Origin of the sequence: Micrococcus flavus (assembly GCF_014204815.1) — a bacterium.
Classification (GTDB): domain Bacteria; phylum Actinomycetota; class Actinomycetes; order Actinomycetales; family Micrococcaceae; genus Micrococcus; species Micrococcus flavus.
The window spans coordinates 546,201-569,307 of the sequence record NZ_JACHMC010000001.1; the positions used below are offsets into that span (position 1 = coordinate 546,201).

Sequence of the window (23,107 nt, forward strand, 5' to 3'; positions counted from 1 at the left end):
GCGCCCCCCGAGACCCCACGGAGACACCCTCATGCACACAGTGGACATCGGCCAGCCGTACCCCTTGGGGGCCACGGTGGACGAGCACGGCACCAACTTCGCGATCGCCGTCGGACGCGAGGTGGAGGCCGTGGAGCTGTGCCTCGTGGACGCCGCGGGGGAGGAGACCCGCATCCCCGTGACGGAGCGGCACGACACCACCTGGCACGTCCACGTCGCCGAGGTCGGCCCCGGCCAGCGGTACGGCTACCGCGTGCACGGCCCATGGGAGCCGGCCCGCGGGCTGTGGCACAACCCCCACAAGATCCTCGCCGACCCCTACGCGCGCGCCTTCACCGGAGAGTACGCGTGGGGCCAGGAGCACCACTCGTACCGCTTCGACGATCCGGAGGCCATGGACACCCGGGACAGCCTGGCGACCTCGATGCTGGGCGTCGTGGTGGACGACGCCTTCGACTGGGGTGACGACGCCTCCCCGGCCACCGCGATGACGGACACGATCATCTACGAGACGCATGTCAAGGGCATGACGGCCACCCACCCGGACGTGCCCGCGGAGCTGCGCGGCACCTACGCGGGCCTGGCCCACCCGTCCGTGGTGCGCCACCTGACGGACCTGGGCGTGACCGCCGTCGAGCTGATGCCCGTGCACCAGTTCGTCCACGACGCGACCCTCCAGGAGAAGGGCCTGTCCAACTACTGGGGCTACAACACCCTCGGCTACCTGGCCCCGCATGCGGCGTACGCGTCCACGGACGAGGTCGGCGGCCAGGTCCGGGAGTTCAAGCAGATGGTCAAGGACCTGCACGCCGCGGGTCTCGAGGTGATCATCGACGTCGTCTACAACCACACGGCCGAGGGCAACGACAAGGGCCCCATGCTCAGCATGCGCGGCCTGGACAACGCCGGCTACTACCACCTGGTGGAGGGCGACGAGCGGCACTACATGGACTACACGGGCACCGGCAACTCCGTCGACCTCTCCAGCCCCAAGGCGCTCCAGCTGGTGATGGACTCCCTGCGGTACTGGGTCACGGAGATGCACGTGGACGGCTTCCGCTTCGACCTGGCCACCACCCTCACCCGCGTGGAGGGCGAGCAGGGCCCGGACATGCTCTCGAGCTTCTTCGACGTCGTCCGTCAGGATCCCGTGATGCGCACGGTCAAGCTGATCGCCGAGCCCTGGGACGTGGGCTGGGGCGGCTATCAGGTGGGCAACTTCCCCGGGATCTGGAGCGAGTGGAACGGCATGTACCGGGACACCGTGCGCGACTTCTGGCGCGGGGAGCCCGGCACCCTCGGCGAGTTCGCCACGCGGCTGACCGGCTCCGCCGACCTCTACGAGGGCGACGGGCGCAGCCCGGGCGCGTCCGTCAACTTCGTCACGGCGCACGACGGCTTCACGCTGCACGACCTGGTCTCCTACAACGAGAAGCAGAACCACGCCAACGGCGAGGACAACAACGACGGCGACTCCCACAACCGGTCCTGGAACCACGGCGCGGAGGGGGAGACCGACGACCCCGAGGTGCTCACCCTGCGCGCCCGCCAGACCCGGAACTTCCTGGCCACGCTCCTGGTCAGCCAGGGCGTGCCCATGATCAGCCACGGCGACGAGCTGGGGCGCACCCAGCGCGGCAACAACAACGTCTACTGCCAGGACAACGAGCTCGCCTGGATGGACTGGGACGCGGCGGACGACGCGCTGGTCGAGTTCACCCGCGACATGGTGGCGCTGCGCCGCGACCACGCCGTGTTCCGCCGTCGACAGCACTTCGACGGCCGTCCGGCCGCCCGCGACGTCGACGCCCCCCTGCCGGACATCGTGTGGCTCGAGCCGGACGCCACCGCCAAGACCGAGGACGACTGGGGGGCCGAGGCCCGGTCGATCGCGTTCTACCTCAACGGCCACGACCTGCCGCGCCGCGACGAGGAGGAGGAGCCGTACCTCGACTTCTACGTCCTCATGAACGCGTGGTGGGAGCCGGTCCTGTACACGCTGCCCGGCCCGTTCTTCCCGGAGGAGTGGGAGATCATGGTGGACACCTCGTCCCACGTGGCCCCGCACGGCACCCGTCCGCACGTGCACGCCGGTGAGATCCTCGAGGTGCCGGCCCGCTCCACGATGATCCTGCGGCAGGTGCCGCGGGGGTGACGGACGTGGGCGAGTGGACGCGGGCCCCGGTCGGCCCGCCGTCCCGGCGTGAGCGCCGCGCCCGCGAGGAGCCGGCCCGCTCCGGGCCCGCGCGCTCGCGGGCGGTGCGGTGGGCGCTCGCGGCGTGCGCCGCCGTCGTCCTGGTGCTCCTGGGGGTCGGCGCGGCCCGCGCGGCCTGGTTGACCACCCATCCCGAGCCGGAGCAGCCGGACCGGGTGGACGCCCTGCTGGTGCTGTACAGCCGCCCGGAGGTGTACGACGCGGCCCTCGAGCTGATCGACCGGGGGGTCGCCGAGCGCGTGTTCGTCTCGGCGCACCTGGGGCCGGACGGCTTCCAGACGCTGTGCGGACCGGAGGGCGTGCGCGACCCCCGGGCGGCGAAGGCCACGGTGGAGTGCTTCGCCCCGGACCCCGTGACCACGCAGGGCGAGGTCGTCCACGCGGCCGAGCGCATGCGCCAGCTGGGCCTGGAGCACTTGGGGGTGCTGACGTTCCCGCAGCACGTGGAGCGGGCCCGCATCCTGGCCGAGCGCTGCGTCCCGGCGGACGAGGGCACGGTGTCGATGCTGATGTTCACGCCCCGGGACACCTCGCGCCGGTGGCAGCTGCGGCAGGACGTCTACGGCACCCTCGCCTTCGCCAAGGTGGCGCTGACCCCCGGCTGCGCAGACGAGCTGCCGGGCCCGGTGCAGTGGCCCCTGGACGTGTACAAGCGCCTGCAGGGCCTGTCCACGGAGCCGGACCACCAGTGGAACCCGGAGGTGCGGCCGTGATCGTCGGCATCGGCGTGGACGTGGTGGACGTGCCCCGGTTCCGGGGCCAGCTCGAGCGCACCCCGACACTGCGGGAGCGCCTGTTCACCGCGCACGAGCGGGACCTGCCGCTGCGCTCGCTGGCCGCCCGGTTCGCCGCGAAGGAGGCGATCGCCAAGGCCATGGGCGCCCCGCCGGGCATGATGTGGCACCACTGCTGGATCCCGCGCCCCGACCATGGGGACGGCCGCCCGGAGGTGCACCTGACGGGCACCGTGCGGGCGCAGGCCGAGGCGCTGGGCATCACCCACTGGCACCTGTCCCTGAGCCACGACGGCGACGTGGCCACCGCCTACGTGGTGGCCGAGCGCCGCGACTGAGCCCGGCCGCGAGCCGGACCGAGAGGAGCGTCCATGCGCGCATTCACCGGCACCCAGGTGCGGGAGGCCGAGCGGCCCCTGCTGGCGGCGGGCCAGGGCCCCGCCCTGATGCGCCGCGCGGCGTGGGGGCTGGCCGAGCACGTGGCGGCGGTGCTGCGGGCACGGGGCCGGGTGTCCGGCGCCACCGTGGCCGCCCTCGTGGGCACGGGCAACAACGGGGGCGACGCACTGTGGGCGCTCGCGTTCCTGCGCCGCCGCGGGGTCGAGGCCGTGGCCGTGCCCGTGGTGCGGGACGACGACGGCGCCCCCCGCTGGCATGCCGAGGGCGCGGCCGCGCTGCGGGCCGCCGAAGGCCGGGTGGCGGACGCCGTGCCGGCGCGCGCCGCCGTCGTGGTGGACGGGATCCTCGGGACGGGCGCCCGGGGCGCCCTGACCCTGCCCGCCGCGGCCCGGGACCTGCCCGCCGGGGCCGTGGTGGTGGCGTGCGACGTGCCCTCCGGGGCGGACGCGGACACCGGAGGGGTGGCCGGCGAGGTCCTCGCCGCCGCGCACACCGTGACGTTCGGGGCCGTGAAGACCGGTCTGCTGCTGGGGGCCGGCGCCGCCGCGGCCGGGCGGGTGCACCTCGTGGACATCGGGCTGGGGCCACATCTGCCCCCGGAGCCGCGGACGGGACTGCACGGGGTGGACCGGGCCGCGGTGCGGCGACTGCACCCGGCACCCGCGCCGGACGCGCACAAGTACACCCGCGGCGTGGTCGGACTGGCCGCCGGGTCGCAGCGCTACCCCGGGGCCGCGGTGCTCGCGGTGGGCGGAGCGCTGGGCGCGGGGGCCGGGATGGCCCATCTGGCGGGCCCGGCGGCGGCGCAGGACCTCGTCCTGGCCGCCCATCCCGCCGCGCTGGCCTCCGCCGACGGGCCGGAGCCGGACCGGGCGGACGCGTGGGTCGTGGGGCCGGGCCTCGGTGCGGACGCCGAGGCCCGGGCCCGCCTGGAGCGCGTGCTGGACGCCGTGTCGGCGGCCGGGCGGGAGCCGGCCGGCGCCCCTGCCGTGGTCGTGGACGCGTCCGCCCTCGAGCTCGTGACCGCGGAGCAGCTGACGGCGCTCGCGGCCTCGGGCGCCCGCGTGGTGCTCACCCCGCACGCGGGGGAGTGGGCCCGGCTGCGCGACCGCCTGCCCGTGGCGGGGGCGAAGGACGCGGACGCCGGCGGGGCGGGCGAGCTCGAGCGGCTGCGGGCGTGGGCGGCCGCGCACCGGGTCACCGTCCTGCTCAAGGGGCCCCGGACGCTCGTGGCCGCCCCCGACGGCGAGGCATGGCTGATGCGCGACGGCGGACCGGCCCTGGGCACCGCCGGCACCGGCGACGTGCTCGCGGGGGTGCTCGGCGCGGTCCTCGCCGCCGACCGTGCCCGGGCCGTCCGGGCCGGCGGCCCGTCCCCCGCCGCAGGGCGCCCCTCGACGGCGGCGCTCGCGGCCGCCGCGGCCTGGCTGCACGCCCGCGCCGGGACCGGTCCGGCCGCCGGGCGTGGCGCCGTGGCGGACGCCCTGCCCGCCGCGGTCGGAACCGTGACGGCCGCGCTGTGGTGGGAGGATGACGGGCGTGAGTGAGACCCTCCCCGTCCCGTCCCGCCCGGCCGCCCCGCCCGCGGTCCCGCCGCTCGAACGCCGCGCCCGGGTGGACCTGGGCGCCGTGCGGCACAACGTCCGCGCCCTGCGCGCCCGCCTGACCCGTGCGGACGGGACCGCGCCGCGGCTCATGGCCGTGGTGAAGGCCGACGCCTACGGGCACGGCGCGGTCCCGGTGGCGCGCGCGGTGCTCGAGGCCGGGGCCGACCGCCTCGGTGTGGCGCACGTGGCCGAGGCGCTCGAGCTGCGCGCGGCGGGGATCGCCGCCCCTGTGCTGGCCTGGCTGCACACGCGGGACACCCCGTTCGCCGCCGCGCTCGAGGCGGACGTGGCCCTCGGCGTCTCCAGCGCGGCCGAGCTCGAGGCCGTGGCCGCGGCCGCCCGCGCCGTCGGACGCCGGGCCGTGGTCCACGTCAAGACGGACACCGGCCTGGGCCGCAACGGCTGCCTCCCGGAGGCCCTTCCGGCCCTCGCCGCGCGGGCCGCCGCGCTGCAGGCCGAGGGCCTCGTGGACGTCGAGGGCGTGTTCTCCCACCTCGCCGTGGCCGACGAGCCCGAGCGGGCCCAGGAGACGGACGCGCAGGCCGGTGCGTTCGCGGCGGCGGCGGGCGTCCTCGCGGCGGCCGGCGTGCCGGCGCGCGTGCGGCACCTGGCCAACACCCCGGCCGCGCTCACCCGCCCGGACCTGCACCACGACATGGTGCGCGTGGGCCTCGGTCTCTACGGGCTCAGCCCGTTCGCGGGCCGGTCCCCGGAGGAGTTCGGCCTGCGCCCGGCGATGTCCCTCCAGACCACGCTCGCCCAGGTCAAGCGCGTCGGCCCCGGCCAGGGCGTCTCCTACGGGTTCCGCTTCCGCACCACCGGGGACACCGTCCTCGGCCTGGTCCCGCTGGGCTACGCCGACGGCGTCCCGCGCGTGGCCGAACACGCGCCCGTCGCCGTCGGCGGGCGGCACGTGCGCGCCGTCGGGCGGATCGCCATGGACCAGTTCCTCGTGGACCTGGGCCCGGACGCGCGGGAGGAGGTCGGCGACCCCGTGGAGCTGTTCGGCCCGGACTCCGGCATCCCCGCCGACGCGTGGGCCGAGGCCGCCGGCACCATCAACTACGAGCTCGTCACCCGCATCTCCCCGCGCGTGCCGCGCGTGCACGTGGATGCGGCGGCCCCGGGGGACACCGGGGAGGGCCGCGCATGACCGCCCTCGACCGTCTCCCCGCCCCCCGCTGGACCGCCGAGGTCGAGCTCGACGGCGCGGAGGGCACCCGCACGTTCGGCGCGCGGCTCGCCGGTCTCCTCCGGGCCGGGGACGTGCTGATCCTCACCGGCCAGCTCGGGGCCGGCAAGACCACCTTCACCCAGGGCCTGGGCGCGGGGCTCGGCGTGCGCGAGGGGATCATCTCCCCGACGTTCGTGCTCGCCCGCATCCACCCCGCGCTCGCGGACGGCCCGGACCTGGTGCACGTGGACGCCTACCGGCTGCGCTCGGGCGGCGAGCTGACCGACCTGGACCTCGAGGCCACGGCCGACCGCTCCGTCACCGTGGTGGAGTGGGGCCGCGGCCTGGCCGAGTCCCTCGCCGGGTTCCCCGAGGACCCGGAGGCCTCCTGGCTGGACGTCGAGATCGTCCGCGCCCTCGGCGGCGCCGCGGACGGGCGGGCGGGGGCGCAGGACGGGGCGCGCGACGACGGTGCCGCCCCCGTGATCGTCACCGACTTCTCCGACGAGGAGGGCGAGGCCGCCGAGGAGGTGCGCACCGCGGTCGTGCGGGCGCACGGGCCGCGCTGGGCCGGCGTCGCCCTGCCCCGCGGCTGAGCGCTCCTAGACTGGTTCCCATGCTGCTGCTCGCCCTCGACTCCTCCGCCGCCGCGTCCGTGGCCGTCCTGCGGGACGGTGAGGAGCTCGCGCGCTGGGCCACGGACGACACCCACGCCCACGCCGAGGTGCTCGCCCCAGCGGTGCAGGCCGTGCTCGGCGAGGCCGGCGTCATCGGCACCGCGCTGGACGCGCTCGCGGTCGGTGTCGGCCCCGGGCCCTTCACGGGACTGCGCGCGGGCCTGGCGACGGCGGCCGCCCTCGGCCTGGCGTGGGACGTGCCCGTGCACGGGGTCCGCAGCCTCGACGCGCTCGCCCACGAGGCCGGCGTCGACGCCTTCCGCCACGGGATCGAGGAGTTCGTGGTCGCCACGGACGCCCGCCGCCGCGAGGTCTACTGGGCCCACTACGCGCAGGTCGGCGGGCAGCCGACCCTGCTGCACGGCCCCTTCGTCTCGCCCGCGGACGAGGTCACTCCGCTGCCCGTCTACGGCGCGGGGGCCGGGCTCTACCCCGAGGCGCTGCGCGCGGTGCCGGACTGGGAGACGGCCACGCCGTCCGCCGTCGGGGTGGGGCAGGTGGCCGAGCTCGCCCTGCGGCGCGGCCGCGGCCTCGTGCCCGCCGAGCCGCTCTACCTGCGCGAGTCCGACGCCAAGGTCCCCGGCCCCCGCAAGCGGGCGGGCGCATGAGCCCGGCCGAGCCGGCCCCGACCGGCGACGGGCGCCCCGCCGAGGACGAGCACGGGCTGCCGCCCGGGTACCTGCTGCGCCCCATGACCGTGTGGGACATCCCCGAGGTGCTCGCCCACGAGGCCACGCTTTTCCCGCTCGACGCCTGGCCCGCGCACTTCTACGAGGAGGAGCTCGCCCAGACCGGCCCCGCCGGCGGGCGGGACGCGCACGGCCGCCCGCCCACCCGGGACTACCGCGTGGTCGTCCGCGACGTGGCCGCGCCCGGCTCCGCGGACGACGACGGCCCCGCGCCCGGCGAGATCGTCGGCTACGGCGGGATCATGGTGGTCGGCGACGTCGCCGACGTGCAGACCGTGGGCACGGTCGCGGCGGCGCAGGGGCGGGGGATCGGGGCGGCCCAGCTGCGCTGGATGGCCGCGGAGGCCGCGGCGCGCGGCGCGAGCTCGCTCATGCTCGAGGTCCGGGCCTCCAACGCCGTCGCCCGGCGACTCTACGCGCGCCACGGATTCGAGGAGCTGCACGTGCGTCGCCGCTACTACCCGGGCGGCGACGACGCCGTGATCATGCGCAAGGCTCTGTGAGTGACGTTACAATGGGTACTGGTTGCGATAAGAAAGATGGAGAGTGGGAGTTCCAGGAAATGAGCAAAGATATTCCAAAGAGCGTCGGATTCCACATTGAGGGTGTAGACAATCTTGTGATGAGAAACAATAGCGCAATCGGATTCGAGACTGGGTACCTAATCAAGGACTCATCTAACGTGGAGGCGGATAACAATATCGCTTCACGATTCATTGACCCTGATTCAGTCGAGGATAATAAGAGTTGAGCTCCAGGCAAGAAGAATCCTTGGCTGCATTCATATTGGCTGTAGTTCCAACGGTTTTGAGTGTGGCTCTTCTCGTCTTGCCTGACGTAATCTGGCAATTGCGCGCTGGTGCGCTTGCCATAGCTGTAATGTCTATTACCTATTTTTGGCTGCGGCGACGGACAAGGCGTCAAAAGAGTTCTAATGGAAGGCCGGGAGCCTCTGTAGGTATGGTCGTCATTGGATCGCCGAGGGCAAGCATTTCTCGAAATCGAGTTAAAGATTTTGACGCTGGCTATGTAGTGTCAGACTCGGCGGAATCTGAAATTCATGGGAACCGGGCAGAGTAGCATCTCCCAGAAGGTAAATCCTCGCTCGGTACGTATCCAACCCGATTCCCGACCGCTCACTAGACTGGAGCCCATGCCCACCGCCACCGCAGCCCCCCTCGTGCTCGGCATCGAGTCCTCGTGCGACGAGACCGGCGTCGGCGTCGTCCGCGGCACCGCCCTGCTGGCCCACGAGGTCGCCTCCTCCGTGGAGGAGCACGTGCGCTTCGGCGGCGTGATCCCGGAGATCGCCGCCCGCGCGCACCTCGAGGCCCTCGTGCCCACGATCCGCCGCGCCCTGGACACCGCCGACGTCACCCTCGCGGACCTCGACGCGATCGCCGTCACCTCCGGCCCGGGTCTGGCGGGCGCCCTCATCGTGGGGGTCGCGGGGGCCAAGGCGCTGGCCACGGCCCTCGGCACGCCCCTCTACGGCATCAACCACCTCGTGGCGCACGTGGGCGTCGGCATGCTGGACGGCGTGCGGCCCGCGCAGTGGGACGACCTGCCCGAGGACCTGGGCGCGCTGCTCGTCTCCGGTGGGCACACCGAGATCCTGCGCGTGGGCCGGATCAGCTCCGAGGTCGAGCTGCTGGGCTCGACCATCGACGACGCGGCGGGCGAGGCGTACGACAAGGTCGCCCGGCTCATCGGGGCGGGCTACCCCGGGGGCCCCGTGATCGACCGGCTCGCCGCCCAGGGCGACCCGACGGCCTTCCGCTTCCCGCGCGGTCTCACCGCGGGCAAGTTCGTCGGCAGCGCCGAGGAGCCCGGCCCGCACCGGCACGACTGGTCCTTCTCCGGGCTGAAGACCGCCGTCTCCCGCGCCGTGGAGCAGTTCGAGGCCCGCGGCCTGGAAGTCCCGCGCGCGGACATCGCCGCCTCCTTCCAGGAGGCCGTCGCGGACGTGATCACCGCCAAGGCCGTCCGCGCCTGCCGGGAGCACGGGCTCACCCACCTCATGCTCGGCGGCGGCGTCGCGGCGAACTCGCGCCTGCGCAGCCTCCTCGCGGACCGCTGCCGCTCCACCGGGATCGAGCTCGTGGTGCCACCCGTGGGCCTCTGCACGGACAACGGGGCCATGGTGGCCGCGCTCGGCGCCCGACTTGTGGCCGACGGCGTCGCCCCCTCGGACCTGGCCTTCGGCGCGGATCCAGGCCAGCCGGTGGGCCTGGTCAGCCTGCCCTGACCAGCGGCGATGTCCCGCAGCCCGGCCGCCAGACCTAGCGCGGGCGGCGTCGCCTGCGTAGACCGGAGGGCATGACCCAGACCCGCCGCATCGACGACGACACCCTCTCCGACTACCTCGTCCAGCACCTGCTGGGCTCCCGCAGCGGGGTGAACATGTTCCGGGCCGCGGCCAGCACGTGGAAGGGGACCGAGCACGAGCGTGCCCTGAAGGACATCGCCGGGCAGATCCTCGAGGAGCAGGAGCGCCTGGAGCGCCTCATCCACGAGGTCGGCGGCCGCGTGCCCGTGACGGCCCGGGCCGTCGGCGTCGCCGCCCGGGTCGGCGGCCGGCTGAACCCGGTGAACGCGCTGCGCTCGCGCCGCAGCGGCTGGACCCAGGTGGAGCTGGACCTCCTCCAGGGCGCCCTCCAGGCCAAGTCCGGCATGTGGCACGTGCTCGCCGAGCTCGCCCCGCACGACCCCCGGATCGACGAGTCCGAGATGCACGAGCTGTACGACTCCGCCCAGCGCCAGCAGGAGGAGGTCCGGCGGATCGCCTCCGCGGTCCTGCCCGAGCAGTTCCTGCGCGGCTGACGGGGGCCGCTCACTCCGCGGGCGAGGTGGAGCGGTGCCCCGCGTTGCCCAGGCCCTCGGGCCCGTCCAGGTGGTCCAGCACCTCCCGGACGGCGTCCTGCGCGGAGACGGTCTCGGACCAGCCGGTGGCCTCGCGCAGCGCGGACGTGTCCATCACCGGCACGGCGGCGGCCATGTCGAGCCAGCCCGGGTCCGTGGGCTGCACGCGCAGCCGGTACGTGGCGGCCGCGAGGGCCCGCACCGGCGCCATCGGCACCTCCAGGATTCGGCGGGCGCCCAGCAGCTGGCCCATGGTCTGGGCGTCCAGCACGGGCTCGGCGGCCACGTTGAACGCGCCGCCCACCCGCTGCCGGACCACCTGCCAGTAGGCCTCGGCCACGTCCTGCGCGGTGAGCGCCTGGAAGCGCAGGCCCGCCGGGAACGGCAGGACGGGGGTGCGCAGCCGCGCCGCGAGGCGGGCTGGGACGAGGTCGCCCAGGAAGTAGTCCTTGATCTCCGGTCCGGCGCCGGCCTGGAAGATCAGCCCCGGGCGCAGCCGGGTGACCAGCAGCTCCGGGTGGTCCGCCTGCACGCGGTCCAGCACCGACTCGACCTCCGCCTTCTGGGCGGCGTAGTGCGAGGTGGCCACCCCGGTGGTGGGGTGGGACTCGTCCGAGCGCACGTCCTTGCGCGCGGGGCCGTAGGCGCCCACGGAGGAGGCGTACACCAGATGGGGCACGCCCGCCTCGGCTACGGCGCGGAACACGCGCTCGTTGCCCTCCACGTTCACGCGGCGCAGGTGCTCCCGGTCCCGGTTGGGGCGGATCACCCAGACGAGGTCCACGACGGCGTCCGCGCCCGTCACGATCTCCCGGAGGCGCTCCTCCGCCAGGGGGGCGGCGATGTCTAGGCGGTGCCACTCGACGCCGTCGTACGGGGCGCCGTCCCGGTCCGGGCCGCGGCGGCTCACGCCGACGATCTCCGTGGCCTCGGGCGCCTCGTGCAGCCGGTGGAGCAGGGCCGTGCCGACGTTGCCGGTGGCACCCAGGACCACGATCCTCACGGCTTGAGCACCACCTTGATGCACCCGTCCTGCTTCTTCTGGAACGTCTCGTACATCGCCGGGGCGTCCTCGAGCGGGGCGGTGTGGGTGGTGAGGTCCAGCACGCCGAGCGGGTCGGACGGGTCGTCCACGAGCGGCAGCAGGTCGTCGATCCACCGGCGCACGTTGCACTGGCCCTCGCGCAGGGTGATCTGCTTGTCGAACATGGTCAACATGGGCATCGGGTCCTGCATGCCGCCGTAGACGCCGCTCAGGGACACCGTGCCGCCGCGGCGGACGGCGTCGATCGCAGTGTGCAGCGCGTTGAGGCGGTCCACACCGGAGGTCTTCATGGCCGCCCGGCCCACAGGGCCGGGCAGGATCCCCACGGCCTGGTGCGCGGCCTTGGCCACGGGGGAGCCGTGGGCCTCCATGCCCACGGCGTCCACCACGCCGTCCGGGCCGCGGCCGCCGGTGGCCTCGCGCAGCAGCTCGGGGACCTCGCGGCCGCCCCAGCCCTGCATGTCCATGACCTCGACGCCATGACGCGCGGCCATGTGGCGACGCTCGGCGACGGGGTCGACGCCGATCACGCGGTAGCCGAGGTGCACGCCGATGCGCGCGGCCATCTGGCCGATCGGGCCGAGGCCGAGCACGGCGAGGGTGTCGCCCTTGGAGAGGTTCGCGTACTGCACGCCCTGCCACGCGGTGGGGACCACATCGGAGAGGAACAGCCACTGCTCGTCGGGGCCGGTGTGGGGGACCTTGATGGGCCCGTAGTCGGCGTGGGGGACTCGGAGGTACTGGGCCTGGCCGCCCGGCACGGAGCCGTAGAGGCGGGAGTAGCCCAGCAGCGCAGCGCCGGAGCCCTGCTCCCGGACCTGGGTGGTCTCGCACTGGGACTGCAGCCCGCGCTCGCACATCCAGCAGTGGCCGCAGGCGATGTTGAAGGGGATCACCACGCGGTCCCCGGGCCGGATGTGGGTGACGGCCGAGCCGACCTCCTCCACGATGCCCATGGGCTCGTGGCCGATGACGTCCCCGGCGTCCATGAACGGGCCCAGTACCTCGTAGAGGTGCAGGTCCGATCCGCAGATCCCCGTGGAGGTCACCCGGATGATCGCGTCGGTGGGCTCCTGGATCGTCGGGTCCGGGACGTCCTCGACGGAGACGGTTCGCTTTCCCTGCCAGGTGAGTGCTCGCATGGACGTCATGCTAGGCGGTGCAGGCCGCCGGGGTGAAGGCCCGGGGCGCGGCGCATCCGCACTGGTCAGGCCGGGGATGCGTGACCGGACCGCGGGCTCAGGGCCGGGCGTCGCCGCGCAGCGAGCGAAGGGTGCGTCCGGCCGCGTCCCGCACCACGGCGCGCAGGGGGCTCACAGTGTCCGACGCGTCCTGGCCCTCCGCGGGCGGCCCGGCGGCCGCCTCGCGCTCCACCCTGCGCTGACGCTCGGCGGCGGTGCCCTCGGCCATCATCGTGCGCACGTGGGCCAACTCGGCCTCGCACTCCAGCTCGCGGGCCACCGGGGCCAGCCGGTCCAGTTCGTCGGAAAGGTGCTCGGCCACCGGCACCGTGGTGCCCGCGGCGTCCATGACGACCTCGGCCTGCATGCCGTAGCGCGCCGCCCGCCACTTGTTCTCCGCCACGTACCAGGGAGGGAGGATCGCCGGCGGCTCCTGGCCGCGCTCGAGACCGGCGGAGAGGTCGTGCACGAGGCACTGCGTGAGGGCGGTGACGGCGGCGATCTCCTCGATCGTGGCCATGCCGTCGCACGCGCGCATCTCCACCGTGCCCAGGCGGGGCACGGCGCGCACGTCCCAGCGGCACTCCGTCGCATCGTTCACCATCCCCACCTGCACCATCTGCTCGAGGCACCGCTCGAAGTCCCGGTAGTCCTCGAACTGGTGGGGCAGCCCCGCCGTGGGCAGCTGCTGGAACACCTGCGTGCGCTGGGACTGGTAGCCGGTGTCCCCGCCGGCCCAGAAGGGGGACGAGGCGGACAGCGCCAGGAAGTGCGGGAAGCGGTTCACCAGGCCGTTCACCACCGGCATGGCCTTGGAGACGTCGTCCAGGCCCACATGCACGTGCACGCCGAAGATCAGCATCTGCCGCCCCCAGTACTGGGCGATCTCCACCACCTGGTTGTAGCGGTCCTTGTCCGTCACGGGCTGCAGGTTCGGATCCTCGAACGGGTGGGATCCCTGGCAGTACAGGTGCATCCCGCGCCGCTCGGCGGCGTCCAGGATCCCGGAGGCGATGCCCCGCAGCTCCTCGGCGGCCGAGCCCACGGTCCGGTGCACCCCCGTGACCAGCTCCACGGTGTTCTGCAGCATCTCTGCGGTGACGTGCGGATGCTCCTCCTCGGGCCCCAGCCCTGCGGTCTGCAGCGCCTCGGCGATGACGTCGGGGGCCTCGGCGCGCAGGTCGCCGGTGGCCGCGTCGACGAGGGCGAGCTCCCACTCGATGCCGAGCGTGGACTGCGAGGAGGCGGCGAAGGGAAGGGTCATGGCGTCATCCTAGGGTGGAGCCATGGCCCGTTCCCAGCGCCCCGCCCGCTCCTCCCGCCCGCGCCGCCCCCGGACGGACGGCGCCGGCCGGGCCCCCGGGCCGCGCGCGGCCGACTCCGCCACGGACCCGACGTGCCTGGGCCCCGTCCTGGAGCCGGAGGGGCGCGCCCTCCTCGACGCCCTGGGGGACGTCTCCGGGCAGGACCCGCTGGCCCTGTCCTCCCGTCTGCGGGCCGAGGGCCATCCGCCCGAGCGCGTGGCCGCCGTCCTGACCCAGGCGGGACTGCGCGCGAAGGGCCGCGCCCGGCTCGGCGACGACGTCGACCGCCTCCTCCTCACCCGTGACGGCCTCGAGCAGGCCACCCGGCCCGTGGTGGCCGACCTGCACGCCGCGCGCCTGCATGCGGCGGGCGTGGGCCGTGTCGTGGACCTCGGCTGCGGCCTGGGGCTGGACGCCCTCGCCTTCGTGCGGGCCGGCCTCGAGACGGTGGCCGTGGAGCGGGACCCCACGGTCGCGGCGGCGGCCGCGGCCAACCTCGCCGCGCATCCGGGGGCCCGCGTCGTCGAGGGGGACGCGCTCGCGTGGGCCGCCGAGCACCTCGCCGCCGCGGACGACCTCGGCGCCGCCGTGTGGCTGGACCCGGCGCGACGGCGGCTGTCCGGGTCCGGCGCGGACCGGGTGTTCGACCCCGAGGCGTTCTCCCCGCCGCTGTCCTTCGTCACGTCCCTGGCCGCCCTCGGGCACACCGTCGGGGTGAAGCTGGGGCCCGGCATCCCGCACGAGGCCCTGCCGGCGGACGCCGAGGCCCAGTGGACCAGTGTGGATGGGGACGTCACCGAAGCCGTCCTGTGGTTCGGGGCGGCCCGGCGTCTCGACGTGCGCCGGGCCGCGCTCGCGGTGGACACCCGCGCGCCGGACGGCCCGCGCACCGCCGAGCTGACGAGCCCCGGCGGCGAGGAGGCCTCCCCGGCGGTGGACGCCGTGGGGGAGGAGGGGATGGCCGGGCTCGTGGGACAGGTGCTGATCGAGCCGGACGGCGCCGTCATCCGGGCCCACCTGGTGACGGACCTGGCCGTGGCGCTCGGCCCGGACGTGCGCCTGCTGGATCCGCACCTGGCCTACCTCGTGGCCCCGGACGCTCCCGCCCATCCGCTGGGCCGGCGGCACCGCGTGCTCGCCGTGCACGACCTGGACGTCAAGGCCCTGCGCCGCTGGGCGCGGGAGACCGGCGTCGGCCGGCTGGACGTGAAGAAGCGCGGGGTGTCCATCACCCCGGAGGAGCTGCGCCGTCGGGTGCTCGGCGGCGGGCGCCGGTCGGGGGGCCGGCACGCCACCCTCGTCCTGGCCCGGGTGGGGGACCGCCGCCACGCGCTGGAGGTGGAGCCGCTCGACGCCGGCGCATGACGCCGCATGACGGGACCGGCCGGCGCGGCGGCGGTCGGTCCGGGGATTAGGTGAGGCTCGTGTACGCTAATCCTCTGAGGCAAGCCTCACCTGACCTGAACGCGGCCCGGCCCCGACCGGCCACCGACTCCGCGACGCCGAGGGCGTCCGGGAGGAGACCCCCATGCGCACCACCCCCCGTGCCCCGCGCCGTCGCGCCCTCGCCCTGACCTCCGTGGCCGCCCTGGCCCTCGTCGGCTGCTCCGCCGGGGGTGCCGACGCCGGCTCGTCGGCCTCGGGCGCCTCGGCCGCCGGCTCCTCGTCCTCCGCCGCCGCGGGCTCCGCATCGCAGGCCGGGATCGCGGGCGGGACCACCGTGACGGACATGTCCGGCGCGCAGGTGGAGATCCCCTCCGAGGTGGACTCCGTGATCACCACGGACAACCGGACCTTCCGCACCCTGGACGAGTGGGGCGTCGAGCTCTCCGCCGCGCCCAAGCAGCTGATGTTCCGCGGCGAGGGCGGCCCCTCCTATCGCACCGACGACGCCGTGGCGGACATCGGCAGCCACCGCGAGCCGGACATGGAGGTCTTCGTGACCGCCGAGCCGGACGTGGTCTTCAACGGCCAGCGCTTCGCCGATCGCAAGGCGGAGATCGACGAGCTGACCGGCGAGGCCGCCGTCGTGGACACCGACATCCCCGCCGAGACGCGCGTGGACGAGGGTCTCAAGGAGCTCACCACGCTGCTGGGCGAGTCCACCGGTCACCAGGAGGACGCGCAGGCCCTCAACGAGGACCTCGACGCCGCGATCGCCCGTGCGAAGGAGGCGTACGACTCCGAGGAGACCGTGATGGGCCTGATCGCCACCGGCGGCGACCTCTCCTACGTGGCTCCCGGCACCGGCCGCGCCATCGGCCCGATGTTCGACGTCCTGGGCCTCACCCCGGCCCTGGAGCAGGCCGGCTCCTCCAACCACCAGGGCGACGACATCTCGGTGGAGGCGATCGCCCAGTCGAACCCCGACTGGCTGATCGTCATGGACCGCGACGCCGCCATCGGCGAGGGCGACACCACCGCGAAGGAGCTCATCGAGCAGTCCGAGGCCCTGCAGGACGTGCCCGCGGTCAAGGAGGGCAACATCGTCTACCTCCCGCAGGACTTCTACGTGGCCGAGGACATCCAGAACTACACCACCGTGATGGAGGACCTCGCCGACGCCTTCGCAGGGGCCCGGTGACGGACCTGCGTCCCGGTGCCGCCGCCCGGACCCCGCTCACCGAGCCGGGTCCGGGCGAACGCGTGTGCTGGGTGCCCCCGGCCGTCCTCCGCCCGCAGCGCACCCGCTGGCAGCGGACCTGGCCGCTCCTGGTGGGCCTGGCCGTCACCGTGGGCCTCGTGGTGCTGTCCCTGAACGTCGGGGCCTTCGACCTCGGCACCGAGGGCGGGACCGAGATGTTCTGGATCACGCGCGTGCCCCGCACCGTGGCCCTCGTGCTCGCCGGCGCCGCCCTGGCCCTGTGCGGGCTGATCATGCAGCTGATGACGCAGAACCGGTTCGTGGAGCCCAGCACCACCGGCACCACCGAATGGGCCGGGCTGGGCCTGCTCACCACCATGATCCTCATCCCCGGCGCGGGGATCGTCACCCGCATGGTGGGCGCGGTGCTCTTCGCGTTCGTGGGCACCATGGTGTTCTTCCTGTTCCTGCGGCGGGTGCGGCTCAGCTCCTCGCTGATCGTGCCGATCGTGGGCATCATGCTCGGCGCCGTGGTGGGCGCCGCCTCCACCTTCCTGGCGCTGCAGACGGACATGCTCCAGCAGCTGGGCGCGTGGTTCGCCGGCTCGTTCACCTCCGTGGTGCGCGGCCGCTACGAGCTGCTGTTCCTCGTGCTCGCCGTGACGGTGGCCGTGTTCCTGATCGCCGACCGCTTCACCGTGGCGGGCCTGGGCAAGGACATCGCCACGAACGTGGGCCTGAACTACGAGGCCGTGGTGTTCACCGGCGTCGCCATGGTCTCCGTGGCCACGGGAGTGATCACGGTGGTGATCGGCGCTCTGCCCTTCCTGGGCCTCGTGGTGCCCAACCTGGTCTCGATGATCCGCGGCGACAACCTGCGCACCAACCTCCCGTGGGTGGTCATGGCGGGCGTCTGGACCGTGATCGTCTGCGACGTCCTCGGGCGCACGCTGATCGCCCCGTTCGAGATCCCGATCTCCCTGATCCTCGCCCTCGTCGGCGCCGCGGTGTTCCTGACCCTGCTGCTGGGGCAGGCCCGCCGTGGCTGAGCGCACTGTCTCCCCGGCCGTCGTCGTCCGCCTCCCCGACGACGGCGCCCCCGCCGTGCGCCGCACCGGGGCGTTCCGCACGGCGCGGGACCGGCGCCGCTACCGGCTCGTGGTGGCCGCCCTGGCGGCCGTGGGCCTGGCCTCCACCGCCGGCATCCTGCTGTGGGGCAACGAGTCCGAGCCCGGCTCGCGGGCGTTCTGGCTGATCGCTCAGATGCGCGTCGGCTCGCTCGCGGTGATCGCGCTCGTGGCGCTGTGCCACGCGTTCGCCACCGTCAGCTTCCACACGGCCACCGGCAACCGCATCATCACGCCCTCGATCATGGGGTTCGAGGCGCTCTACATCGCCGTGCAGACCACCGTGGTGTTCCTGCTGGGGGCGGCGGGCGTCTCCGCGGTGACGGGCGTGGGCCCGTTCCTGGGCCAGGCCCTGCTCATGGTGGTGGCGGCCACCGCGCTGTACTCGTGGCTGCTGTCCCGTCCGTACGGGAACATCCACCTGATGCTCCTGGTGGGCGTGGTGCTCGGCGGCGGGCTCGGTGCGCTGTCCAGCTTCCTGCAACGGCTGCTCGACCCCAACGCCTTCGACGTGCTCTCCGCCCGGCTGTTCGGCAACATCTCCAACGCCCGCACCGAGTACCTGCTGGTGGCCGGCCCGATCGTGCTGGCCGTCTGCCTGACGCTGTGGCTGCGCGGGCGCCGGATGGACGTGATCGCCCTCGGGCGGGACGTGGCCGTCAACGCGGGGCTGGGCCATCGGCGGGAGCTGATGGTCACCCTGCTGCTGGTGTCCGTGCTGATGTCCATGACCACCGCGCTCGTCGGGCCGATGACGTTCCTCGGGTTCCTCGTAGCCACCCTGGCGTACAGCATGGTGGAGACCTCGGACCACCGCCGGCTGCTGCCGGTGGCCGCGCTGGCCGGCTACGCCGTGCTCACCCTGGCCTACTTGGTGCTGCGGCACGTCTTCTACGCCGGGGGAGCGGTCACCGTGGTGATCGAGCTCGTCGGCGGCATCGTGTTCCTGGTCGTCGTGATGAGGAAGGGCCGGCTGTGATCGAGCTGCGCGGCGTCACCAAGCGCCACTCCGACGAGGTCTGCATCGGCCCCGTGGACCTGACCATCCCGGCCGGCGGCATCACCGCGCTCGTGGGCCCGAACGGGGCGGGCAAGTCCACCGTGCTCACGATGGTCGGGCGGCTCCAGGACGCGGACGAGGGCCGGATCGAGGTGGCCGGGCGGGACGTGACCCGCACGCCCAGCCGGGAGATCGCCAAGACCCTGTCCATCCTGCGCCAGGAGAACCACTTCATCACCCGGCTGACCGTGCGCCAGCTCGTGGCGTTCGGCCGGTACCCGCACAGCCGGGGTCGGCTGACGCTGGCGGACGAGCGGCACGTCTCCGAGGCCATCGACTTCCTCAACCTCGGCCCGTACGAGAACCGCTACCTGGACCAGCTCTCCGGCGGCCAGCGCCAGCGCGCGTACGTGGCCATGGTCCTGGCCCAGGACACCGAGTACGTGCTGCTGGACGAGCCGTTGAACAACCTGGACATGCAGCACTCGGTGCAGATGATGCGCCAGCTGCGCCGGGCCGCGGACGAGCTGGGCCGCACCGTGGTGATCGTGATGCACGACATCAACTTCGCCGCCCACTACGCCGACCACATCGTGGCCATGGGGGACGGCCGCGTGGTGGAGACCGGCTCCCCGGCGGAGATCATGCGCCCGGAGGTCCTGGAGCGCATCTTCAAGACGCCCTTCGACGTCGTCGACGGCCCCCAGGGTCCGCTGGCCGTCTACTACTGAGCCGGTGCTGCCGGGGTCCCCCGCTGCATCTGAGAGCACGTTGTGGTCACGGCACGCTGTGAGGCGGACCGGTCGCGCAGCGTGTCGTGACCACAACGCCGGCGGGCCCGAGAGGCCGGGGGCGACCCGGCACTCCTGCCACGCGGTCACAGCATGCCGCGCACGAGGCGGACGATCCGGCGGTATCCGTCGCGGTGGTCCACGTCGTTCACCCGCAGGGTCCGGCAGCCCCGGGCGAGCAGCCACGCGTCCCGTCGGGCGTCCCTGGCCTGCTGCGCGGGGGTGAGGTGCGTGCGCCCGTCGTACTGCAGGGCGAGGTCCGGGCCGGCGAGGTAGAGGTCGACTTCGGGGCACTCGGACTCGGCCGGGCGAGGCCGGGCCTGGAGCGCCGGCTCCGGAAGCCCGGCGTCCTCCAGGGCGAGGCGCAGGAACGTCTCCCGGGCGGAGTCGGCCCCCACCCGCGTCCTGGCGAGCACCGTGCGGGCGGTCCGGGCGCCGTGGAAGGGACCGGCGAGCCGGAGAGCCGCGTGGAGCCGTTCCGGTGTCGTCGCCGGTGGGCGCCGCCCGGACGGGGACCACGGCTCGTGCACCGCGTGGTCGGCGGCGCCGACGACGTCGGGGATCGTCCAGGGGTGCGGCAGCGACGCGAGGTCCAGCACGGTGCGCTCCAGTGAGGTGACGCGCAGGCCCTGGACCATCGTCATGTCCCCGGCCTTCAGGGGGCGCCGGCGCGCGACCACGCCGGGCAGGCGGACGCGCGAGGACCCTGCCGGAACGGTCAGGTCGATGGGCGCCAGGACCTGCGGAGGCGCCGACGGCGTCGGCAGGCCGTGCAGGTGCGCCGCCGTCGCGTGGGAGAGAACGGCGTCCGCCCGCCGTCGCAGCAGCGCGTGAAGGACCTCGCCGGGCATCCCGTGGGGCGGCTCCGGGAGGTCCACCGCAGCCCAACAGAGCAGCGGGTGCCCCGTGTCCTGGTAGATCGCGGGGCCCACCCGGCGGATGTCGGCTCGTCGCAGGCGCTGCGCCGGCAGTCCGGCACGGATCGCCTCCGACCGGCGGAACACGGGCGGCAGTCCGGCGGCGCGGGGGCTGCGGGGGCCGGCGGGGGAGTCGGTGAGGGCGGACTCGTCGGGGTCGAGGAGCGGCGGTGTCATGCCGCGAGCGTGGCCCGGCCCACGGCCGTCTGGAGGGCGCCCCGGCCCCATCTGTGGATGAGCGACGGCTCCGGGCCGGGCGAGGCCACCGGTGCAGGAGCGGTCGTGCGGCGGACGCCCGAGCGGGGCACCCGAGGCGGCCGTGGTCGCCGGGAGGGAGGGGACGCCGTCGGGCTGCCGCCGGCACCCTGCCGGGGCCTCCACGGTGGTGGTCACGACACGCCGTGAGGCTCGGACGGACTGCGGCGTGTCGTGACCTCAACCGGGCCATGGACGGCCGGAGTCCGGGCAGGGGCCGACGCCGCCCCCGCGTCCGCCCACGGCGCACCTCTGGCAGTCGCTTGGTGCGAGTGCCAGAGCCGCGCTACAGTCGGATCTGGCACTCGGGGGTACCGGGTGCCAAGCCCGAGGACGGGCCCCGCGGCACCGCGACGACGCAGGGTCCCCGCACCGTGGCACCCCCGACAACGCGACCATGCGCGACGCCGGCCCCGCCCGCGTCCGCCGACGAACACAAGGAGTGTGCAGCATGTCCGTCTCCATCAAGCCCCTCGAGGACCGCATCGTCGTCCGCCCGCTCGAGGCCGAGCAGACCACCGCCTCCGGCCTGGTCATCCCGGACACCGCCAAGGAGAAGCCGCAGGAGGGCCAGGTCGTGGCCGTGGGCCCGGGCCGCGTGGCCGAGAACGGCACCCGCGTGCCGGTGGACGTGGCCGAGGGCGACGTCGTCCTCTACTCCAAGTACGGCGGCACCGAGGTCAAGGTCGGCGGCGAGGAGTACCTCGTGCTCTCCGCCCGCGACGTGCTGGCCGTCGTCACCAAGTGACCCGCGGCGTCGGGCCCGGGACCGGTCCACGGCCCGGGCCCGACGCGTCCGCCCCCCCGATCTGACCACCCGCAGCACCGAAAGGAGCGCACATCATGGCCAAGCAGCTGGCATTCGACGATGACGCGCGCCGCGCCCTCCAGGCCGGCATCGACAAGCTCGCCGACACCGTCAAGGTGACCCTCGGCCCCAAGGGCCGCAACGTCGTCCTCGACAAGGCGTGGGGCGCCCCCACCATCACCAACGACGGCGTCACGATCGCCCGGGAGATCGAGCTCGACGACCCGTACGAGAACATGGGCGCGCAGCTCGCCAAGGAGGTCGCCACCAAGACCAACGACATCGCGGGCGACGGCACCACCACCGCCACCGTGCTGGCCCAGGCCCTCGTGAACGAGGGCATGCGTCAGGTCGCGGCCGGCGCCGCCCCCGGCGAGGTCAAGCGCGGCATCGAGACCGCCGTGGCCGCCGTCGAGCGCCGCCTCCAGGAGAACGCCCGTCCGGTGGAGGGCAAGGAGGTGGCCCACGTGGCCGCCATCTCGGCCCAGAACGACGAGGTCGGCGAGCTGCTGGCCCGCGCGTTCGACACCGTCGGCACCGACGGCGTCATCACCATCGAGGAGTCCTCCACCACGTCCACGGAGCTGGACGTCACCGAGGGCATGCAGTTCGACAAGGGCTATCTGTCCCCGTACATGGTCACCGACGCCGAGCGCCAGGAGGCCGTCCTCGAGGACGCCTACGTCCTGATCAACTCCGGCAAGATCTCCAACGTGCAGGAGCTGCTGCCCCTGCTGGAGAAGGTCCTCCAGGCCAACAAGCCGCTGTTCGTGATCGCCGAGGACGTCGAGGGCGAGGCCCTGTCCACCCTCGTGGTCAACAAGATCCGCGGCACCCTGAACGTCGTGGCCGTGAAGGCCCCGGGCTTCGGCGACCGTCGCAAGGCCATGATGCAGGACATCGCGATCCTCACCGGCGCCACCGTGGTCTCCCCGGACCTGGGCATGAAGCTGGAGCAGGCCGACCTGGACGTGCTCGGCTCCGCCCGTCGCATCACCGTGACCAAGGACGCCACCACCATCGTCGACGGCGCCGGCGAGGCGGCCGACGTCGAGGCCCGCGTCTCCCAGATCAAGGCCGAGGTGGCCGCCACCGACTCCGACTGGGACCGCGAGAAGCTCCAGGAACGTCTGGCCAAGCTCGCCGGCGGCATCGGCGTGATCCGCGTGGGTGCCGCCACCGAGGTGGAGCTCAAGGAGCGCAAGCACCGCATCGAGGACGCCGTGTCCTCCACGCGTGCCGCGCTCGAGGAGGGCATCGTCGCCGGTGGCGGCACCGCCCTCATCAACGCGCTGGCCGTCCTGGACGAGGACGCCGACGTCCAGGCCCTGACCGGTGACGCCGCCGTGGGCGTGGACATCGTCCGCAAGGCCCTGAAGCAGCCGCTGCGCTGGATCGCCCAGAACGCCGGCGAGGACGGGTACGTGGTGGTCTCCAAGGTGGCCGAGATGGAGCCGAACCAGGGCTTCAACGCCAAGACCGGCGTGTACGGCGACCTGATCGCCGACGGCGTGATCGACCCCGTGAAGGTCACCCGCTCCGCGCTGGCCAACGCCGCCTCCATCGCGGCGCTCGTGCTCACCACCGAGACCCTCGTGGCGGACAAGCCCGCCGACGAGGACGAGCACCAGCACTGACCCCGTCCCGGCCCGCCTGGGCCGGGGGTTCCCACTGACGACGACGCCCGCACCTCCGCTGGGAGGTGCGGGCGTCGTCGTCGGTGCGGAGGGCGAGGGGG

21 protein-coding genes are annotated in these 23,107 nt (G+C 74.0%); 17 read left to right on the forward strand and 4 right to left on the reverse strand.

Annotated features, from left to right (window positions below):
* The first annotated feature begins 31 nt into the window (after positions 1 to 31).
* The 10 genes from glgX (at position 32) to BJ976_RS02730 (ending at position 10,318) form a co-directional block, all read left to right on the forward strand.
* The gene (glgX, locus tag BJ976_RS02685; protein ID WP_135028712.1) at positions 32 to 2,155 is read left to right on the forward strand and encodes a glycogen debranching protein GlgX; all 2,124 of its coding nucleotides are present in this window, start codon (positions 32 to 34) and stop codon (positions 2,153 to 2,155) included.
* Entirely contained in the window at positions 2,152 to 2,928 is a 777-nt protein-coding gene (locus BJ976_RS02690; RefSeq protein ID WP_135028664.1) for an ElyC/SanA/YdcF family protein, read from the forward strand. The genes glgX and BJ976_RS02690 overlap by 4 nt, the downstream gene beginning before the upstream one ends.
* Positions 2,925 to 3,287: a holo-ACP synthase gene (locus BJ976_RS02695; RefSeq protein ID WP_135028662.1), complete on the forward strand. Its 363-nt coding sequence runs from the start codon at positions 2,925 to 2,927 to the stop codon at positions 3,285 to 3,287. Before BJ976_RS02690 ends, BJ976_RS02695 begins: the two co-directional genes overlap by 4 nt.
* Positions 3,288 to 3,320: 33 nt before the next feature.
* Positions 3,321 to 4,895, forward strand: a complete 1,575-nt coding sequence (locus BJ976_RS02700; protein WP_135028660.1) for an NAD(P)H-hydrate dehydratase — start codon at positions 3,321 to 3,323, stop codon at positions 4,893 to 4,895.
* Complete coding sequence (gene alr / locus BJ976_RS02705) at positions 4,879 to 6,108, forward strand: alanine racemase (protein WP_135028658.1); 1,230 nt, start codon at positions 4,879 to 4,881, stop codon at positions 6,106 to 6,108. The genes BJ976_RS02700 and alr overlap by 17 nt, the downstream gene beginning before the upstream one ends.
* Positions 6,105 to 6,725 (forward strand): tRNA (adenosine(37)-N6)-threonylcarbamoyltransferase complex ATPase subunit type 1 TsaE, encoded by a 621-nt coding sequence (gene tsaE, locus BJ976_RS02710; RefSeq protein ID WP_135028656.1) that lies wholly within the window; start codon positions 6,105 to 6,107, stop codon positions 6,723 to 6,725. Before alr ends, tsaE begins: the two co-directional genes overlap by 4 nt.
* 20 nt (positions 6,726 to 6,745) lie before the next feature.
* A complete protein-coding gene (gene tsaB / locus BJ976_RS02715; protein ID WP_135028654.1) occupies positions 6,746 to 7,414 on the forward strand; it encodes a tRNA (adenosine(37)-N6)-threonylcarbamoyltransferase complex dimerization subunit type 1 TsaB in 669 nt (222 codons plus the stop codon).
* Positions 7,411 to 7,998 carry a GNAT family N-acetyltransferase gene (locus BJ976_RS02720; protein WP_135028652.1) on the forward strand — a complete coding sequence of 196 codons (588 nt, stop codon included), beginning with the start codon at positions 7,411 to 7,413 and terminating at the stop codon, positions 7,996 to 7,998. The genes tsaB and BJ976_RS02720 overlap by 4 nt, the downstream gene beginning before the upstream one ends.
* Positions 7,999 to 8,648: 650 nt before the next feature.
* Entirely contained in the window at positions 8,649 to 9,743 is a 1,095-nt protein-coding gene (tsaD, locus tag BJ976_RS02725) for a tRNA (adenosine(37)-N6)-threonylcarbamoyltransferase complex transferase subunit TsaD (RefSeq protein WP_135028650.1), read from the forward strand.
* Between the two features lie 71 nt (positions 9,744 to 9,814).
* Positions 9,815 to 10,318, forward strand: coding sequence for a hypothetical protein (locus tag BJ976_RS02730; protein ID WP_135028649.1), 504 nt, complete (start codon positions 9,815 to 9,817; stop codon positions 10,316 to 10,318).
* A 10-nt stretch (positions 10,319 to 10,328) separates the two neighbouring features.
* On the opposite strand, the gene BJ976_RS02735 is transcribed toward BJ976_RS02730, so the two are convergent.
* The 3 genes from BJ976_RS02735 to BJ976_RS02745 form a co-directional block, all read right to left on the reverse strand.
* Positions 10,329 to 11,360, reverse strand: coding sequence for an NAD-dependent epimerase/dehydratase family protein (locus BJ976_RS02735; protein ID WP_135028647.1), 1,032 nt, complete (start codon positions 11,358 to 11,360; stop codon positions 10,329 to 10,331).
* The gene (locus BJ976_RS02740) at positions 11,357 to 12,544 is read right to left on the reverse strand and encodes a zinc-dependent alcohol dehydrogenase (protein WP_135028645.1); all 1,188 of its coding nucleotides are present in this window, start codon (positions 12,542 to 12,544) and stop codon (positions 11,357 to 11,359) included. The genes BJ976_RS02735 and BJ976_RS02740 overlap by 4 nt, the downstream gene beginning before the upstream one ends.
* Positions 12,545 to 12,641: 97 nt before the next feature.
* Complete coding sequence (locus BJ976_RS02745) at positions 12,642 to 13,847, reverse strand: glutamate--cysteine ligase (RefSeq protein ID WP_135028643.1); 1,206 nt, start codon at positions 13,845 to 13,847, stop codon at positions 12,642 to 12,644.
* A 22-nt stretch (positions 13,848 to 13,869) separates the two neighbouring features.
* Between BJ976_RS02745 and BJ976_RS02750 the strand changes: the two genes are divergently transcribed.
* The 5 genes from BJ976_RS02750 to BJ976_RS02770 all read left to right on the forward strand — a co-directional run bounded on the left by BJ976_RS02750 (position 13,870) and on the right by BJ976_RS02770 (position 19,329).
* Positions 13,870 to 15,252 (forward strand): class I SAM-dependent methyltransferase, encoded by a 1,383-nt coding sequence (locus tag BJ976_RS02750; protein WP_135028641.1) that lies wholly within the window; start codon positions 13,870 to 13,872, stop codon positions 15,250 to 15,252.
* A gap of 163 nt (positions 15,253 to 15,415) precedes the next feature.
* The gene (locus BJ976_RS02755; protein WP_135028639.1) at positions 15,416 to 16,471 is read left to right on the forward strand and encodes a siderophore ABC transporter substrate-binding protein; all 1,056 of its coding nucleotides are present in this window, start codon (positions 15,416 to 15,418) and stop codon (positions 16,469 to 16,471) included.
* Positions 16,468 to 17,520 carry an ABC transporter permease gene (locus tag BJ976_RS02760; protein WP_135028637.1) on the forward strand — a complete coding sequence of 351 codons (1,053 nt, stop codon included), beginning with the start codon at positions 16,468 to 16,470 and terminating at the stop codon, positions 17,518 to 17,520. Before BJ976_RS02755 ends, BJ976_RS02760 begins: the two co-directional genes overlap by 4 nt.
* Complete coding sequence (locus tag BJ976_RS02765) at positions 17,513 to 18,577, forward strand: iron chelate uptake ABC transporter family permease subunit (protein WP_135028635.1); 1,065 nt, start codon at positions 17,513 to 17,515, stop codon at positions 18,575 to 18,577. Before BJ976_RS02760 ends, BJ976_RS02765 begins: the two co-directional genes overlap by 8 nt.
* Positions 18,574 to 19,329, forward strand: coding sequence for an iron ABC transporter ATP-binding protein (locus BJ976_RS02770; protein WP_135028633.1), 756 nt, complete (start codon positions 18,574 to 18,576; stop codon positions 19,327 to 19,329). The genes BJ976_RS02765 and BJ976_RS02770 overlap by 4 nt, the downstream gene beginning before the upstream one ends.
* Before the next feature lie 146 nt (positions 19,330 to 19,475).
* Here BJ976_RS02770 and BJ976_RS02775 read toward each other — a convergent pair whose 3' ends face one another.
* On the reverse strand, positions 19,476 to 20,483 hold the full coding sequence (locus BJ976_RS02775) for a type IV toxin-antitoxin system AbiEi family antitoxin (RefSeq protein WP_229667424.1): 1,008 nt from the start codon (positions 20,481 to 20,483) through the stop codon (positions 19,476 to 19,478).
* Between the two features lie 529 nt (positions 20,484 to 21,012).
* Here BJ976_RS02775 and groES point away from each other — a divergent pair.
* Both groES and groL read left to right on the forward strand, forming a co-directional pair.
* Entirely contained in the window at positions 21,013 to 21,309 is a 297-nt protein-coding gene (gene groES, locus BJ976_RS02780; RefSeq protein ID WP_135028631.1) for a co-chaperone GroES, read from the forward strand.
* A 95-nt stretch (positions 21,310 to 21,404) separates the two neighbouring features.
* A complete protein-coding gene (groL, locus tag BJ976_RS02785; RefSeq protein ID WP_135028629.1) occupies positions 21,405 to 23,006 on the forward strand; it encodes a chaperonin GroEL in 1,602 nt (533 codons plus the stop codon).
* Positions 23,007 to 23,107 lie beyond the last annotated feature (101 nt).

Excerpts from the sequence above, each read along its gene's own strand:
- BJ976_RS02700 (WP_135028660.1), top strand. The coding sequence starts at position 3,321 with ATGCGCGCATTCACCGGCACCCAGGTGCGGGAGGCCGAGCGGCCCCTG.
- BJ976_RS02745 (WP_135028643.1), bottom strand. The coding sequence starts at position 13,847 with ATGACCCTTCCCTTCGCCGCCTCCTCGCAGTCCACGCTCGGCATCGAG.
- BJ976_RS02750 (WP_135028641.1), top strand. The coding sequence starts at position 13,870 with ATGGCCCGTTCCCAGCGCCCCGCCCGCTCCTCCCGCCCGCGCCGCCCC.
- BJ976_RS02740 (WP_135028645.1), bottom strand. The coding sequence starts at position 12,544 with ATGCGAGCACTCACCTGGCAGGGAAAGCGAACCGTCTCCGTCGAGGAC.
- groL (WP_135028629.1), top strand. The coding sequence starts at position 21,405 with ATGGCCAAGCAGCTGGCATTCGACGATGACGCGCGCCGCGCCCTCCAG.
- alr (WP_135028658.1), top strand. The coding sequence starts at position 4,879 with ATGACGGGCGTGAGTGAGACCCTCCCCGTCCCGTCCCGCCCGGCCGCC.
- BJ976_RS02720 (WP_135028652.1), top strand. The coding sequence starts at position 7,411 with ATGAGCCCGGCCGAGCCGGCCCCGACCGGCGACGGGCGCCCCGCCGAG.
- BJ976_RS02775 (WP_229667424.1), bottom strand. The coding sequence starts at position 20,483 with ATGACACCGCCGCTCCTCGACCCCGACGAGTCCGCCCTCACCGACTCC.
- groES (WP_135028631.1), top strand. The coding sequence starts at position 21,013 with ATGTCCGTCTCCATCAAGCCCCTCGAGGACCGCATCGTCGTCCGCCCG.
- BJ976_RS02755 (WP_135028639.1), top strand. The coding sequence starts at position 15,416 with ATGCGCACCACCCCCCGTGCCCCGCGCCGTCGCGCCCTCGCCCTGACC.
- tsaD (WP_135028650.1), top strand. The coding sequence starts at position 8,649 with ATGCCCACCGCCACCGCAGCCCCCCTCGTGCTCGGCATCGAGTCCTCG.
- tsaE (WP_135028656.1), top strand. The coding sequence starts at position 6,105 with ATGACCGCCCTCGACCGTCTCCCCGCCCCCCGCTGGACCGCCGAGGTC.
- glgX (WP_135028712.1), top strand. The coding sequence starts at position 32 with ATGCACACAGTGGACATCGGCCAGCCGTACCCCTTGGGGGCCACGGTG.
- tsaB (WP_135028654.1), top strand. The coding sequence starts at position 6,746 with ATGCTGCTGCTCGCCCTCGACTCCTCCGCCGCCGCGTCCGTGGCCGTC.
- BJ976_RS02730 (WP_135028649.1), top strand. The coding sequence starts at position 9,815 with ATGACCCAGACCCGCCGCATCGACGACGACACCCTCTCCGACTACCTC.